Annotated in this window: 16 protein-coding genes; 8 read left to right on the top strand and 8 right to left on the bottom strand. The window is 64.3% G+C overall.

The window, feature by feature from the left end:
• The first annotated feature begins 183 nt into the window (after positions 1-183).
• The 8 genes from lptF to FJ424_RS06625 all read left to right on the top strand — a co-directional run bounded on the left by lptF (position 184) and on the right by FJ424_RS06625 (position 8678).
• Positions 184-1380, top strand: a complete 1197-nt coding sequence (lptF, locus tag FJ424_RS06660) for an LPS export ABC transporter permease LptF (protein ID WP_140651818.1) — start codon at positions 184-186, stop codon at positions 1378-1380.
• A gap of 2 nt (positions 1381-1382) precedes the next feature.
• Positions 1383-2465, top strand: a complete 1083-nt coding sequence (gene lptG / locus FJ424_RS06655) for an LPS export ABC transporter permease LptG (protein WP_140644493.1) — start codon at positions 1383-1385, stop codon at positions 2463-2465.
• On the top strand, positions 2465-4876 hold the full coding sequence (locus FJ424_RS06650; protein WP_181181980.1) for an LPS-assembly protein LptD: 2412 nt from the start codon (positions 2465-2467) through the stop codon (positions 4874-4876). Before lptG ends, FJ424_RS06650 begins: the two co-directional genes overlap by 1 nt.
• 214 nt (positions 4877-5090) lie before the next feature.
• Positions 5091-6014: a peptidylprolyl isomerase gene (locus FJ424_RS06645; protein WP_140651816.1), complete on the top strand. Its 924-nt coding sequence runs from the start codon at positions 5091-5093 to the stop codon at positions 6012-6014.
• 36 nt (positions 6015-6050) lie between these two features.
• Positions 6051-7082, top strand: a complete 1032-nt coding sequence (pdxA, locus tag FJ424_RS06640) for a 4-hydroxythreonine-4-phosphate dehydrogenase PdxA (protein WP_140651814.1) — start codon at positions 6051-6053, stop codon at positions 7080-7082.
• Positions 7083-7089: 7 nt separating this feature from the next.
• Positions 7090-7935, top strand: a complete 846-nt coding sequence (rsmA, locus tag FJ424_RS06635) for a 16S rRNA (adenine(1518)-N(6)/adenine(1519)-N(6))-dimethyltransferase RsmA (protein WP_140651813.1) — start codon at positions 7090-7092, stop codon at positions 7933-7935.
• A gap of 144 nt (positions 7936-8079) precedes the next feature.
• Positions 8080-8388 (top strand): type II toxin-antitoxin system RelB/DinJ family antitoxin, encoded by a 309-nt coding sequence (locus FJ424_RS06630; protein WP_140651811.1) that lies wholly within the window; start codon positions 8080-8082, stop codon positions 8386-8388.
• Complete coding sequence (locus FJ424_RS06625; RefSeq protein WP_140651809.1) at positions 8385-8678, top strand: type II toxin-antitoxin system RelE/ParE family toxin; 294 nt, start codon at positions 8385-8387, stop codon at positions 8676-8678. Before FJ424_RS06630 ends, FJ424_RS06625 begins: the two co-directional genes overlap by 4 nt.
• A gap of 28 nt (positions 8679-8706) precedes the next feature.
• Here the strand turns inward: FJ424_RS06625 and gmk are convergent, their stop codons facing one another.
• From gmk to fabD, 8 genes are all read right to left on the bottom strand, one after another.
• Complete coding sequence (gene gmk, locus FJ424_RS06620) at positions 8707-9381, bottom strand: guanylate kinase (protein ID WP_140651807.1); 675 nt, start codon at positions 9379-9381, stop codon at positions 8707-8709.
• Positions 9382-9386: 5 nt separating this feature from the next.
• The gene (locus tag FJ424_RS06615) at positions 9387-10277 is read right to left on the bottom strand and encodes a YicC/YloC family endoribonuclease (RefSeq protein ID WP_140651805.1); all 891 of its coding nucleotides are present in this window, start codon (positions 10275-10277) and stop codon (positions 9387-9389) included.
• Positions 10278-10524: 247 nt separating this feature from the next.
• Positions 10525-11799: an endolytic transglycosylase MltG gene (gene mltG / locus FJ424_RS06610; protein ID WP_140651803.1), complete on the bottom strand. Its 1275-nt coding sequence runs from the start codon at positions 11797-11799 to the stop codon at positions 10525-10527.
• 168 nt (positions 11800-11967) lie between these two features.
• The gene (fabF, locus tag FJ424_RS06605) at positions 11968-13230 is read right to left on the bottom strand and encodes a beta-ketoacyl-ACP synthase II (RefSeq protein ID WP_140651801.1); all 1263 of its coding nucleotides are present in this window, start codon (positions 13228-13230) and stop codon (positions 11968-11970) included.
• A 34-nt stretch (positions 13231-13264) separates the two neighbouring features.
• Positions 13265-13501, bottom strand: a complete 237-nt coding sequence (locus FJ424_RS06600) for an acyl carrier protein (protein WP_006203723.1) — start codon at positions 13499-13501, stop codon at positions 13265-13267.
• Between the two features lie 198 nt (positions 13502-13699).
• Positions 13700-14437, bottom strand: a complete 738-nt coding sequence (gene fabG, locus FJ424_RS06595; RefSeq protein ID WP_140540844.1) for a 3-oxoacyl-[acyl-carrier-protein] reductase — start codon at positions 14435-14437, stop codon at positions 13700-13702.
• 10 nt (positions 14438-14447) lie between these two features.
• Entirely contained in the window at positions 14448-14636 is a 189-nt protein-coding gene (locus FJ424_RS06590; RefSeq protein WP_140644484.1) for a hypothetical protein, read from the bottom strand.
• Between the two features lie 30 nt (positions 14637-14666).
• Entirely contained in the window at positions 14667-15608 is a 942-nt protein-coding gene (gene fabD, locus FJ424_RS06585; protein ID WP_140651799.1) for an ACP S-malonyltransferase, read from the bottom strand.
• Between the last annotated feature and the right edge of the window lie 33 nt (positions 15609-15641).

The raw sequence follows: 15641 nt of genomic DNA, 5'->3' as shown, positions 1-15641 counted from the left end.
GCTGTTAACCATCGATGTTTTGCATTTCTTATCCATTGACGCGGAGACTCCGCCGCGCCGGGGCACGCGGCGTGGGGCGACGAACCGGAGCGAGCCGCCTATGACCCAGTTGTGCGGGCGTTGCCGGATCACTACCTTGTCGGCGGGCATGATGCCGTTCGGCAAAATCGAGAAAAAGCCTTCATGAAGGTCGTTGAACGCTACATCATGCGCCGCGCGCTGACGATGTTCCTCGCATCGCTGGTCTGGACGCTGGCGATCGTGTGGACGACGCAGGTGCTGGCCAAAATCGATCTCGTCACCGACAACGGCCAGTCGGCGCTGACCTTCTTCGAAGTCGCGGCGCTCATCATCCCCTCCATCATCCCGATCGTGGTGCCATTCGCCCTGGTGGTGGCGGTGGCGCAGACGCTGAGCGCGATGAACACCGATTCGGAGCTGGCCGTGCTCGGCGCCGCAGGCGCCTCGCGCTGGACGATCGCGCGGCCGATCCTGCTGCTCGCGGCTTTTGCCTGCGCGTTTTCCTTCATCGTCGACAACGCCGCCGACCCCTATGCCAGGCAGAAAAACCGCCAGTTGGTGGCGGCCTCGCGCGCCGACCTCGTGTCGCTGATCATCCAGGAAGGCACGTTCCGCAAGATCGACGAGGGCCTTTACCTGCAGGTCGGCGAACGGCTTCCCGGCAACCGGCTCGGCGGCATCTTCGTCGCCGATTCGCGCGAGGAAGGGGCCAGCCTCACCTATTACGCCAAGACCGGCAGCATCGTCGAAAAGGGCGACGAGAAGGTGCTGATGATGAATGACGGCGTCATCAACCGCAAGTCGGTGACCGGCGACCTCTCCGTCATCCGCTTCACCTCTTACGCCTTCGACATGTCGGCCTTCATGTCGGCGGCGAACGACATCACGCTTTTGCCCAAGGACCGGACGACGGCGTATCTGCTCAACCCGGATCCCAACGACAAGATGTTCCAGCGCGAACCCGGCAGCTACCGGGCGGAACTCAACCAGCGCTTCGCCGAATGGTCCTATTCGCTTGTGTTCGCGCTGATCGCGCTTGCGGTCGCGGGCGATGCGCGCTCGCATCGCGAGTCGCGCATCAATCCGCTGATCACGGCGATCGCAATCGCGCTTTTCGTGCGATGGCTGGGCTTCTTCGCCGCCGGCAAGGCCGACAAGGTCTGGTATTACGTCTACCTGCTCTACGGCATACCCATCATCGCCTCAGCGGTTTCGATCTGGTTCATCGTTTCCTCGCGCACCATGGAATTGCCGGTCAGTTGGGCCGACTGGCTGACGAACCTTGCCAAGCGCACTGGCGACAATTGGACGGCATTCAAGCTCTGGCTCGCCCGGCGCACTTCCGGCCAGGGAGCCTGACCATGGGCTGGACGCTGGGCCGCTATTTCTTCTTCCGCTACGTCTCGATCACCTTCTGGTTCTTCCTGGGCCTGCTGGCGCTGGTGTTCCTGATCGACTTTACCGAGCTTTCCGGCCGCACGACCGGGTTGCCCGGCTTCACCTACGGCATTGCCTTCGCCATTTCGGCGCTCAGGATGCCGATGATCATGCTGCAGACGGTGCCGTTCGTCGGGCTGTTCTCGGCAATGGCGACGCTGGTGTCGCTCAACCGCCGTTACGAGCTGGTGATTGCGCGCTCGGCCGGCGTCTCGGCCTGGCAGTTTCTGTTCCCCTGCTGCGTCGGCGCGCTGATGTTCGGCGTGCTGTCGGTCGCCATCATCAACCCGATCGCCGCGCATGGCTTTTCCTGGTCCGAGCAGATGGAGAACGACCTGCGGGCCGGCAAGTCGAATGCAGTCACCACCAATGTCACGCCGTGGCTTCGGCAAAAGACCGAATCGGGCGACACCATCATCGGCGCCCGCGCCATCCTCAACCAGGGGCTGGAGATGGCGGATGCGGTGTTTTTCGTCCTCGACCATGAGGGCAACATCACCGAGCGCAAGGATGCCGCCAAGGCCTTCCTGCGCGACGGCTATTGGGAATTGCAGGACGTCAAGGTCTTCAAGGGCGGCAATATCCAGACGCTGGCGTCCGACAAGGTGCCGACGAATCTGAAGCCGGAATTCGTGCAGGAGCGGCTGGCGCGTCCGGAAACCATCCCCTTCTACGAGCTGCCGCGCAAGATCGAGGTCGCCCGTTCCTTCGGACTCAAGGCAAACGCCTTCGCCATGCAATTTAATTCGCTTGTGGCATTGCCGTTCCTTCTCGTGGCCATGACGCTGATTGCTGCAACGGTTTCAATGAGATTTGCGCGAATGGGGCAGTCGGCAACGATGATTCTGGGTGGCGTCGTGGCCGGCTTTCTGCTTTATGTCGTTTCGGTACTGGTCAAGGCATTCGGTGTCGCCGGATTCGTGCCTACTGTGGTGGCTGCATGGGTTCCGGTTGTCGTGGCTATGTTCTTTGGGGTGACGTTTCTGCTATACAAGGAAGACGGCTAGTGAGGGAGGCGGTTTTGCGCAGCCATAGGCAGGCCGGTCTGGCACGCCTCTATGGGGCGACCGCCTTGGCGTGTCTGTTCGCCTGTGCGGTGCCGACGGTGCCCGCGCTGGCGCAGACGATCGCTGCCAAGTCCGTCCCTTCCGGCACGCAGATGCTGCTGGCCGCCGATACGCTTGTCTATGACAACGACAAGCATACGGTGACGGCCGTCGGCGGCGTGCAGATCGACTATGGCGGCAACAAGCTGGTCGCCCAGCGTGTGGTCTACAATCGCGACACCAAGCGCCTCGTCGCCAGCGGCGCCGTCGAGTTGATCAACAGCGACGGCACCAAGGTCAATTCCGACCATATCGACATCACCGACGATTTCGCCGACGGTTTTCTCAACGCGCTGCGTGTCGAGACGATCGACAAGGCTTATTTCGCCGCCGAGAGCGCCGAGCGCATGGGCGGCGTGCTCACCACCTTCCACAACGGCGTCTACACCGCCTGCGAACCTTGCGAGGACAAGCCGGACAAAGCGCCGACCTGGCGCGTCAAGGCGCGCAAGATCATCTGGAACGGCGAGAAGAAGACGGTCCGCTTCGAGAACTCGAATTTCGAGTTCTTCGGCTTCCCGCTCGCCTACCTGCCGGCCTTCGAGATCGCCGACCCGACGGTGAAGCGCAAGAGCGGCTTCCTGATCCCCGGTATCGTCTACAACAACCATCTCGGCGTCGGCGTCAAAGTCCCCTATTACTTCGCGCTGTCTCCGACCTATGACCTGACCGTCACCGGCAGCGGCTATACCAAGCAGGGTTTCCTCGGCGAGGCCGAGTGGCGCCAGCGCTTCAACAACGGCCAGTACACGCTGAAGATCGCCGGCATCAACCAGCAGGATCCCGATGCGTTTGTAGATTCGGCCGGCCATAATGTGAATTCCGGGCCTGCCAACGATCCGAACAAGTTCCGCGGCATGATGGGCACCAAGGGCCAGTTCGCCATCAACGAGCGCTGGAATTTCGGCTGGGACGTGCTGCTCCAGACCGACAAGGAATTCTCGCGCACCTACAACATCGACGGCTACAGCGACCTCGTCCACCAGTCGTCGATCTATCTGACGGGCTTGAGCGACCGCAATTATTTCGATGTCCGTGCCATGCGCTTCGAGGTGCAGGAAGACACGCTCTCCAGCGACCCGACAGCGCGCGCTGCCAAGCAACCCTGGGTGCTGCCGTCGCTCGACTACGCCTATATCCCCGACACCTCGGTGGCCGGCGGCCAGTTGTCGTTCAACGTCAACGCGCGCGTGATCAGCCGCAACCGGCTGGACGCCGTGCTCGCCGATGGCAGCGATCCGAATTCGATCAACAACGTGCGCGGCATCGAAGGCGAGTCGAGCCGGCTGACGGCGGAAGCTGAGTGGAAGCGCACCTTCACCACCGATAACGGCCTGCAACTGACGCCCTTGCTCGCGTTGCGCGGCGACGCCGGCTATGTCAACGCCAATTCGGCTTCGCTCGATGCCGTCAACCAGATGGCGACGAATCTCGGCCAGGACGTGGACATGCGCTCGTCGCTTGCCCGCTACATGGCCACGCTCGGGCTCGAGGCGCGCTGGCCGCTGTTGTTCTCGATGCCCAGTTCCAGCCACATCCTGGAACCGACCGCGCAGGTCTTCGTGCGTCCGAACGAGCAATATGTCGGCGGACTGGCGATCCCCAACGAAGACGCGCAGAGCTTCGTCTTCGACGCCACCACGCTGTTCGAGCGCGACAAATTCTCGGGCTACGACCGCATAGAAGGCGGCACGCGCGCCAATGTCGGCTTCCGCTATTCAGGCGCCTATGACAATGGCTGGGGCACGAACGCCATCTTCGGCCAGTCCTATCAGCTCGCGGGCGAAAACTCTTTTGCCGCGCCCGATCTCGTCAATGTCGGGGCCGAGTCCGGTCTGGACAAGCCGACCTCGGATTATGTCGGCCTTGTCGGCTTCAACAGCCCGAGCGGTTTCTCCGGCTCGCTGAGCGGGCGTTTCGACGAGCAGACCTTCGAGGTCAGGCGCGCCGAAGTGAAGGCCGCCTATTCCAGCCTGCCGATATCGCTCAGCGCCAAATATGCCTTCATCGAGGCGCAGCCGCTCTATGGCTTCACCACCGACCGCCATGAGCTCACGCTCGGCGCCTCGACCCATGTGGCGCAGAACTGGCGGCTGTTCGGCACCGGCACTTACGACATCCAGACAAATGTGCTGGTCAAGGACGGTGTCGGCTTCGCCTACAACGATTCCTGCTTCACTTACATCATGACGTATTCGCAGACGCGTGACACCGTCACCAAGGAAGTGTCGCAGAACATCGGTTTCAACCTGTCGTTCCGCACGCTCGGCGATTTCGGTTCGTCAACAAGCGCGGTCGATACCATCCAGTGACCAAGGGTGGGCGTACGGAGCCGTGCGTCGCTCGGCGCTGATGGTGGTTTGGTCTTGATTTGGCGCCTGATCCCCTGAGTATAGGCTCGATTCTAGGCGTCATGAGCCGGCGACATCGTTTCGCCGCATAAGACGGGCAATGGGGTCGACCGCATCGCGCAGGCGTTCGGAGGACGCGCGGCGCCGTCATGGTGGGGAAGATTGGGAAGGTAAGATGAGGAAATACCTGTTTTCAGCGGGATTCGCGCTTCTGGTGGCAGCGGCCTCGGTTTCGGTCACGGCTGTCGTGCAGCCTGCTTTCGCCGCTGAGATCAAGTATGTCGTCAACAACATAGCGATCACCACCGGCGATATCGCGCACCGCGCAGCCTTCTTCAAGCTGCAGCACAAGAAGGGCGATGCCGCGCAGGAGATGATCGACCAGACGCTGCGGCTGGCCGAAGCCAAGCGGCTCGGCATCCGCATCAGCGACCAGCAGGTCGACGCCGCCTACCAGCGCTTCGCTTCGGGCAACAAGATGCCGCTGGCGAAACTCGACGCGATTATGGCGCAATCGGGCGTCACCAAGGAACACTTCAAGGAATTCATCCGTGCCCAGATGGCCTGGAACCAGGCCCTCAGCGCGCGCTACCGCTCCGGCGAAGGCGGCTCGGTGACCGAGCAGGATGCCGTGCGGCGCATGCTGGACAAGGGCGGCGCCAAGCCGACCGCGACGGAATACATGCTGCAGCAGGTAATCTTCGTGGTGCCCGCGTCGGAGCGCGCCGCCACGCTCGCCAAACGCAAGCGCGAGGCCGACGCCATGCGCGCTCGCTTCAGCGGCTGCAACACCACGCGCGACTTCGCCAAGGGCCTGATCGACGTCACCGTGCGCGACCTCGGCCGCGTGCTGGCGCCACAATTGCCGTCCGACTGGGCCGAGCAGATCAAGGCGACCAAGGTCGGCGCCGCGACGCCGACCCGCGAGACCGAGCGCGGCGTCGAATTCATCGGCGTCTGCTCCTCGCGCGATGTTTCCGACGACAAGGCCGCGCAGATGGTGTTCCAGGCAGAAGGCAGCAACGACAAGGACGCCGACGAACTCAGCAAGAAATATGTCGCCGAGCTGCGCCAGAAGGCCAAGATCGTCGAACGCTAGAGCGACAAGCGTGCGATACCGCAGCCGGCCCACCGCATGAGCGCGCAGAAGACCGATGCGCCGCTGGCGCTCAGCGTCGGCGATCCCTCGGGCATCGGGCCCGAGATCGCCATCGCCGCCTGGCAGGCCGGCGACAGCGCCGGCGTGCCGCCCTTCTACCTGCTTGCCGACCCCGCTTTGATCGAAGCCCGCGCCCGCCTGGTCGGCGCAAATGTTGCGATTGCCGAGACGCTGCCACGACAGGCAGCGCATCATTTTTCCCGCGCGCTGCCCGTCGTGCCGCTTTATGCGCGCCATGTCGACAGCCCGGGAGAGCCGGACCCGGCCAATGCCGCAGGCACGATCGAAGCCATCGACCGCGCCGTCGCGGACTGCCTCGCCGGCCGCGCCGCGGCGATAGTCACCTGCCCGATCGCCAAGAAGCCGCTCTATGATGCCGGATTTGGCTTTCCGGGCCACACAGAGTATCTGGCGCATCTGGCCTCGCGCCACACCGGCAGGGACGTGACGCCGGTGATGATGCTGGCCGGACCGGACCTGCGCACCGTTCCGGTGACCATCCACATCGCCTTGGCCGACGTGCCGAAAATGCTCACGACGGAGCTGATCGTCGCAACCGCGCGCATCACCGCCGCCAATCTCAAGAGCCGCTTCGGCATCGCGCGGCCGAGGCTTGCGATCGCCGGGCTCAACCCGCATGCCGGCGAAGGCGGCGCCATGGGGCTGGAGGATGCAGCGATCGTCGCTCCCGCCGTCGAGATGTTGCAGGCGGAAGGCATCGACGCGATCGGACCGCTGCCGGCCGACACGATGTTTCATCCGCGCGCGCGCGCCGCCTATGACGCGGCGCTCTGCATGTATCACGACCAGGCGCTGATCCCGGCCAAGACTTTAGCCTTCGACGAGGCGGTCAACGTGACGCTCGGCCTGCCCTTCATCCGCACTTCGCCCGACCACGGCACCGCTTTCGACATCGCCGGCAAGGGCATCGCGCGCGCCGACAGCCTGATCGCCGCGTTGAGGCTGGCGCGTCGGCTGGCCGACAGCGGACGGCAGGCCGCCGCGTGAGGATGCATTGAGCGGACGCACCACAATCGACGGGTTGCCGCCGCTGCGCGAGGTGATCGAGCGGCATGGCCTGCAGGCCAAGAAGGCGCTCGGGCAGAATTTTCTGCTCGACCTCAACCTGACAGGCAGGATCGCGCGCGCCGCCGGAGATCTCGGCGAGGCGACGGTGATCGAGGTCGGTCCGGGCCCAGGCGGACTGACGCGGGCACTGCTCTTCAACGGCGCGCGGCGCGTGATCGCCATCGAGCGCGACGAGCGCTGCCTCGAAGCGCTGGCCGAGGTTTCCAACCATTATCCCGGCCGGCTCGAGGTCATTCCCGGCGATGCGCTGAAGAAGGATTTTGCCGCGCTCGCCGGCGCGGCGAACGGCGCGCCTGTGAAGATCGTCGCCAACCTTCCCTACAATATCGGCACGGAGCTTCTGATCCGCTGGCTGACGGTGGCCGACTGGCCGCCCTTCTACCAATCGATGACGCTGATGTTCCAGCGCGAGGTGGCGGAGCGCATCACCGCGGCCCCGGGCAGCGACGCCTATGGCCGGCTCGGCGTGCTTGCCGGCTGGCGCACCGAGGCGAGGATCGCCTTCGACGTGCCGCCGCAGGCGTTCACGCCGCCGCCGAAGGTCACCTCATCGGTGGTGCATCTGGTGCCTCGCCCATCTCCCCTGCCCGTGGACGCCAGAAAGTTGGGCCGCGTCACGGAGGCCGCCTTCGGCCAGCGCCGCAAGATGCTCAGGCAAAGCGTGAAGAGCCTGGGTGGCGAGGCGCTGCTGACCCGCGCCGGCATCGACTCGACGCGTCGGGCGGAAACGCTGAGCGTCGAGGAGTTCGTCAGGTTGACGAACGCGGTGTAGTTCTCTTCGCCCCGTTTACGGGGAGAAGATGCCGGCAGGCAGATGAGGGGCGGCGCGAACCTGCAAAAGTATGGCGCTCCTAAGGGAAAGTTGCGCTGGCAACCGTCATTCAAACGCATTACATTCATGGCAAAGGAGATGGCCATGCCAACGAACGCACTTGTCCAGACGCGTATCGACGCCGATATCCGGGATCGGGCTTCCGCGGTGCTCGAAAGCATGGGACTCACGGTTTCGGATGCGGTGCGGATACTTCTTACCCGAACCGCCAACGAGGGCGCGTTGCCCATCGATCTGCTCGCAAACAGTGAGGCTTACGATGTGTGGTTTCGCGCCAAGGTGCGCGAGGCTCTGGACGACACCCGAGCCGACATTCCTGACGAACAAGTCGAGTCGCACTTTGCCGAAAGACGCGCTGCAGCACGTCGCAAGGTCAATGAGCCTAGATCTTGAAGATCGTATGGTCGGCATTCGCACTTTCGGATCGCGATGGGATATTCACGCATATCGAGGCTGACAACCCTGCCGCCGCGGCCGCGATCGATGAGCGGATTGTCGCTGCGATAGGCCGTCTCCGTGACTTTCCCGAGAGCGGCCGTACCGGCAGGCTTTCAGGAACACGAGAGCTTGTCATCGTCGGCACGCCATATGTCGCGGCCTATCAGATAGCTGAGAGCAGGATTCGAATCCTGCGTGTGCTTCATGGAGCACAGCGCTGGCCGGACGATCTTGCAGACAGCTGACGCTATTTATCCGGCTTGTCCGGCCAGCCTACGTCGTCTTCTCGTCCAGCAACCCCGAAATGAAATCGAACAGGCCGGGGCGCCTGTCGCGCCGAAGCCGCTCCGCCGTCACGATGGCGCGGACCTCGGCGAAGGCGCGGTCGAGATCGTCGTTGACGATGACGAAGTCGTATTCCTTCCAATGCTCGATCTCGAGGCGGGCGTTCTTCAGCCTGGTCTCGATGACGGATTCCTGGTCCTCGGCGCGACGCTTTAGGCGCGCCTTCAATTCCTTCATCGACGGCGGCAGGATGAAGATCGAAACGATATCGGCTCGCATCTTCTCCTTGAGTTGCTGGGCGCCCTGCCAGTCGATGTCGAAGAGCATGTCGCGGCCTTCGGCCAGCGCGATTTCCGCGGGCTCACGCGGCGTCGCATAGCAATTGCCGTGCACCTCGGCCCATTCGAGCAACGCGTCGGAGTCGCGCAACCGCTCGAACTCGCGCATGGTGCGGAAGTGATAGTGGACACCCTCGATTTCCGAGCCGCGGCGCGGCCTTGTCGTGACAGAGACCGAAAGCTCGAGACTTCCATCGCTTTCCAGAAGATTGCGCGCGATCGTCGACTTGCCGGCGCCCGACGGCGACGACAGCACCAGCATCAATCCACGACGGCGGATGCGGGACCCCAGATCCCTGGCGGCCGTCGGTTCCTTGGCAACCATCCCCGTCACTCCAGATTCTGGACCTGCTCGCGAAACTGGTCGACCACCGCTTTGAGCTCCAGCCCGATCGCGGTGACCGCGGCGGCGTTGGACTTCGAGCACAACGTATTCGATTCGCGGTTGAATTCCTGCGCGAGAAAATCGAGCTTGCGGCCAACGGCGCCACCGCTTTTGAGCAGCGCCCGCGCCGAAGCGACATGTGTCTTCAGCCGGTCGATCTCCTCGCGGATATCGGCCTTGGTGGCGAGGAAGGCCGCTTCCTGGTGCAGCCGGACGGCATCGAGATTGGCCGAGGCATCCATCAACAGACGCATCTGCTCGGCGATGCGCGCGCGGATCGCCGCGGGTTCGCGCGAGGGGTCGGCCTCCGCCTTCAGCGTCAGCGTCTCGATGGTGTCGACATGGCCGGAAAGAAGCGCGCCAAGTGCCGCGCCCTCACCGAGGCGCGCCTGTTCAAGGCCGGCGAGCACCGCCTCGAGCGCCGACAGGATCGTGGCATCGAGGGTAGCCCGCTCCTCCTCGGTCTCCACGGCCTCTGGGATGTCGAGCACCCCGCGCAGGGAAAGCAGGCCATCCGCGGTGGCGGGCTCGGTGCCGAACTGATCCTGCAAACGCTTGGCCAGCCCCGCCAGATCCTTGAGGAACGCCTCGTTGACCACCGGCTGGACTTGCCTGGCGGCGGCGCGGCCGACGGTCAACGTCGCCTGGAAGTTGCCGCGCGCAAAGCCCTTCTGAATCGTCTGCCGGACCGCCGTCTCCAGCCGGTCGAAACCCTGCGGCAACCTCAGCCTCACCTCGGCGCTCTTGCCGTTCACCGATTTCACCTCCCAGGCGATCGAGGTGCCATCACTTTCGGCGGCGGACCGCGCAAAACCGGTCATGCTTTGCAGGCTCATTGCCCTGTCGTCCCCCTGTCGCAGCCAAGGCATGCTTGGCCCAGCGCTGCGCGCCCCAAACATCGCCGGACGAAAGGCCGGCGCCCCCTCAAAACATGAATACGGCCTCGCGTCAAAGGACGCGTACTTCCGTTTGATGCATGTCGTTTTCCCAAAACCGCTGCGCACTTTTGGGCGACATGCAGTGCGTTTGATGCAAGTCGTTTTCCCAAAACCGCTGCGCACTTTTGGGCGACATGCATTGCGCCTATTGCGCGCCGCCGCCGCCGGCGTCGCCGTTCTCGCCGCTGCCGCCATTGGCACCGGCATCGCCGCTGTCGCCGTTGCCATCGGGAGCGGCCGGCGCCGTCGTCTGGCCGGAAGCCTTGGCGGCGGCGTCCGCCTGCTTCTTCTGCAGCGCCCGGTAGCGGGCAACGTTCTGGTTATGCTCTTCCAGCGTCGCCGCGAAGACATGGCCGCCATTGCCGTCGGCGACGAAATAGAGGTCGTCGGTCTTCGACGGATTGGCGACCGCTTCGAGCGCCGCGCGACCCGGATTGGCGATCGGCGTCGGCGGCAGGCCCTTGATCATGTAGGTGTTGTAGGGCGTCTGCTTGTCGAGGTCCGACTGGTAGATCGGCCGGTCCGCCGGCTTTCCCTTGCCGCCGAAGAGGCCGTAGATGATGGTCGGGTCGGACTGCAGCCGCATGCCCTTGGCCAGGCGGTTGAGGAACACCGCGGCGACGCGCGAGCGCTCGTCGCTCCTGCCCGTCTCCTTTTCGACGATCGAGGCGAGCGTGACGAAGTCGTCGATGTTGGCGATCGGCAGGTCGGGCGCGCGGTGCGACCAGACGTCGTCGACCAGCTTCTTCTGGTCGGCGATCAGCTTATCGACCATCTGCTGCCTTGTGGCGCCGCGGGTAAAGCGCAGCGTGTCGGTGGCGATGCTGCCCTCCGGCGGCAAGGCCGGCGGCATATCGCCGGTCAGCGCCTCCTGATCGGCGACCCGCTGCAGCGCCTGCTCGACCGTCAGCCCCTCGGGAATGGTGAGCGAGTACATGACCGACTTGCCGCTCTTGAAGAGCTCCATGATGTCGCGCATCGAGGCGCGCGGCTTGATGGCGTACTCGCCAGCCTTCAGCGCCGATTCATTGCCCGTGGCGCGCACGCCCAGCCGGAAGACGCGGGCATCGCTGATCAGGTTGCGGCGTTCCAACTGGTCGGCGATCTCCTGCACGCCGGTGCTCGGCTTGATCAGGAAGGTGTCGCCATTGGCGGATGGGCCGGGCTCGACGAAAGCCTGCATGCCGAAATAGAGCGCGACACCCGAGGCGAGCACGACCAGGATGACCATGGAGAGGAAGAAATTGAGGAAGACGACGACTTGGCTGCGCGAGGCGCGCGAGCGCTTCGACGGCGGCGGCGTGCCGGCTTCCGGGCGCAACGCCTCGGCCGCGGTCTTCGGCGTGATCGGCCCCTTTGTGCCTTGCCGTCCGAATTCCCCGTCGCCGCCCGGATTTGTGCTGCCCGGATTTGTGCTCATGGCGCGCCCTACCGTCTGATCTTGCAACGAATCCCCCGGCAAAAAGCTAGGGGAGAATTTGGCAAAAATGACGGCAGGTGGCGGAACTGCCGGCTGGTTGTCTGTCTCTGAGCAATCCCGGGTAGAAAACCGCTGCGCACTTTTCCTAGGATTGCTCCGGCTGGCCCTTCAGCCATTGTAACGCTGGAACACGAGCGAGGCGTTGGTGCCGCCGAAGCCGAAGGAATTCGACAGCGCGACGTCGATCTGGCGCTGGCGTGGCTTGTTCGGCACAAGATCGATCGCCGTCTCGCGTTCCGGATTGTCGAGATTGATGGTCGCCGGCGCGATGTTGTCGCGGATGGCCAGGATCGAGAAGATCGCTTCCGCGGCACCCGCGGCGCCCAGCAGATGGCCGATCGACGACTTGGTCGACGACATCGAGATCTTCGAGGCGGCATTGCCGACCAGGCGCTCGACCGCGCCGAGCTCGATCGTGTCGGCCATGGTCGAGGTGCCGTGCGCGTTGATGTAGTCGATGTCGGCCGGCGAGAGCTTCGCCCGGTTAAGCGCCGCCGTCATGCAGCGGAAGGCGCCATCGCCGTCTTCGGCCGGCGCGGTGATGTGATGGGCGTCGCCGGTCAGGCCATAGCCGGTGACTTCCGCATAGATCTTGGCGCCGCGCGCCTTGGCATGCTCCAGCTCTTCCAAGACGACAACGCCGGCGCCCTCGCCCATGACGAAGCCGTCGCGGTCGCGATCATAGGGACGCGAAGCTGTTTCGGGGCTGTCATTGCGCTCGGTGGAGAGCGCCCGGCAGGCGGCGAAGCCGGCAATCGATAGCCGGGTGATCGGCGCCTCGGCACCGCCGGCCAGCATCACATCGGCGTCGCCCCACATGATCAGCCGGGCGGCGTCGCCAATGGCGTGCGCGCCGGTCGAGCAGGCGGTGACGACCGCATGGTTCGGGCCTTTCAGGCCGTGGCGGATGGAGACTTGGCCCGAGACCAAATTGATGATCTGTCCAGGGATGAAGAAGGGGCTGATGCGGCGCGGGCCGCGCTCCTTCAGGATCATCGCGTTTTCGGCGATGCCGTCGATACCGCCGATGCCGGAGCCGATCAGCACGCCGGTGGCGCACTGGTCCTCATGCGTCTGGGGCTTCCAGCCGGAATCGGCCAGCGCCTCGTCGGCGGCGGCGATGCCATAGAGGATGAACTCGCCGATCTTGCGCAGTTCCTTCGGCTCGAGCACGGCCTCCGGATTGAAGGTGCCGTTCGAGCCGTCGCCGCGCGGGATGATGTGGGCGATCTTGCAGGCAAGATCGTCCACCTCGAATTCGGTGACGCGGCGGCAAGCGCTGCGGCCGGAGAGCAATTCCCGCCAGCTGTGCTCGACGCCCATGCCAAACGGCGAAAGCAGGCCAAGGCCCGTGACGACGACACGCCTCATCGCAGGTCCTCCCCGATAATGCCTGCGAAAGAACTCAGGCCGAGGCCTTGTCGATATACTTCACGGCATCGCCGACGGTCAGGATGGTCTCGGCCGCATCGTCCGGAATCTCGACGCCGAACTCTTCTTCGAACGCCATGACGAGTTCGACCGTGTCGAGGCTGTCCGCGCCCAGGTCGTCGATGAAGCTCGCCTGCTCCGTCACCTTGTCGGCGTCGACGCCGAGATGCTCGATGACGATCTTCTTGACGCGCTCTGCGGTGTCACTCATTTGGGGCAATCCTCGTCTTAAGTTGTCTATCTTCGTTAGCGGGCGGAATGCCGCTAATCAAGCTGAAAGATGGTCTTGCGGGCAACGCACGCCACAGGACCGGTTTTTGCCCGAACCGCCGGGTTGCGGGCCGCATTACACGAAAAATGGCAGGCGTCCAAGCCGAAATGGCTGTTTTCACAGGCGCCCGCCCATGCCTCAGATCATCGCCATGCCGCCGTTGACGTGAATGGTCTGGCCGGTCACGTAGGCCGCCTCGTTGGAGGCGAGATAGGCGACGGCCGACGCCACTTCAACGCTGGTGCCCATGCGTCTTGTCGGGATCGCGGCCATGATCGTCTCTTTCTGCTTGTCGTTGAGCTTGTCGGTCATGGCCGATTCGATGAAGCCCGGGGCGACGCAGTTGACGGTGATGTTGCGGGTGGCGATTTCCTGCGCAAGCGACTTGGAAAAGCCGATCATGCCGGCCTTGGATGCGCAGTAATTGGTCTGCCCGGGATTGCCGGTGACGCCGACCACCGAAGTGATGTTGATGATGCGGCCATGGCGGCGGCGCATCATGGGATGGGTGAGTTCGCGGGTGAGCCGGAACACGGCGGTGAGGTTGACCTCGATCACAGAATCCCAGTCGGCGTCCGACATGCGCACGAACAGGCCGTCCTTGGTGATGCCGGCATTGTTGACCAGGATATCGACGCCCTCGAGGTCGGCTTCAGCCTTCTGTCCGAGCGCCTTGACAGCGTCGCGGTTGGTCAGGTCCGCTGGAAACAGTTTTACGCGGTCGCCCAATTCGCCCGCCAGGGCTTCCAGCTTCTCCACACGGGTGCCGTGCAGGCCGACGATAGCGCCCTGGCTGTGCAGCACCCTGGCGATCGCTTCGCCGATGCCCCCTGTTGCGCCGGTGACGAGCGCCTTGCGGCCGGTCAGTTCGAACATTTTCTCAACCTCATTTTTCCGAATGCGCCGCGGGCGATCCCGGTTCCGTATACGTCAAATCATCCAGGCCATGCCAGAAATCTTCGGTCGTCAGGACATCCTCGTCACCGCGCCGAATGCGTTCCACAACCTCAGCTGCAATGCGATAGTCCTCCTCCATGTGCTCGGTTTTGCTTCGACCAATCTTCGAAGGAGACATTCGACACCTCCGGTAACGTTCGAGCGATCCTTAGCCAAGCGCCGCCAGTGCCGCCTCGACTTCCGCCGCCGTGCCGATGGCGCCGGTGGCGAGGTCGCGGTTGATGCGGCGTGCCAGGCCCGACAGCACCTTGCCGGCGCCGACCTCGTAAAGCGTCGCGACGCCGTTGGCGCCGAACCATTCCACCGTCTCGCGCCAGCGCACGCGGCCGGTCACCTGCGCGACCAGGCGGCGAGCGATCTCATCAGGGTCGCTGGTCGGCGTCACCGTCACGTTGGAGACGACCGGAACCACCGGCACCTGCTTCGCCACACCCGCCAGCGCCTCGCGCATGATATCTGCCGCCGGCGCCATCAGCGCCGAGTGGAAGGGCGCGGACACCTGCAGCATCAGCGCCCGCTTGGCGCCCTTTTCGGTGCACAGCTTCGCCGCCAGTTCGACCGCCGCCCTGGCGCCCGAAATCACCAGCTGGCCGCCGCCATTGTCGTTGGCGACCTGGCAGACGGAGCCTTTGGCCGCTTCCGCGCATGCCGCTTCGACATCGGCCTGCTCGAGACCGATGATGGCGGCCATGGCGCCCTCGCCGGCTGGCACCGCCGCCTGCATGGCGTTGCCGCGGGTCCGAAGCAGCCGCGCCGCGTCGCCGACCGAAACGAAGCCAGCTGCGGCAAGCGCGGAATATTCGCCCAGCGAATGACCAGCCACATAGGCCACCTTGTCCTTCAGCGAGAGGCCGCGCGCTTCAAGCGCCCGCATCGCCGCCAGCGACACCGCCATCAGCGCCGGCTGGGCGTTGGCGGTCAGCGTCAGCGTCTCTTCCGGTCCTTCCCAGATGAGTTTCGACAGGTTTTCGCCGAGCGCGGCGTCCACTTCCTCGAAGACGCGGCGCGCTTCGGGGAATTGATCGGCGAGGTCCCTGCCCATGCCGACGGCCTGGCTGCCCTGTCCCGGAAAGGTGAATGCGACGGCCATTTTGGGTCTCTCCAGAGGCTGGTTTTTCCCTGC

The organism is Mesorhizobium sp. B3-1-8, from assembly GCF_006439495.1.
Taxonomy (GTDB): Bacteria; Pseudomonadota; Alphaproteobacteria; order Rhizobiales; family Rhizobiaceae; genus Mesorhizobium.
This window is presented reverse-complemented; position numbering and strand designations above follow the sequence as displayed.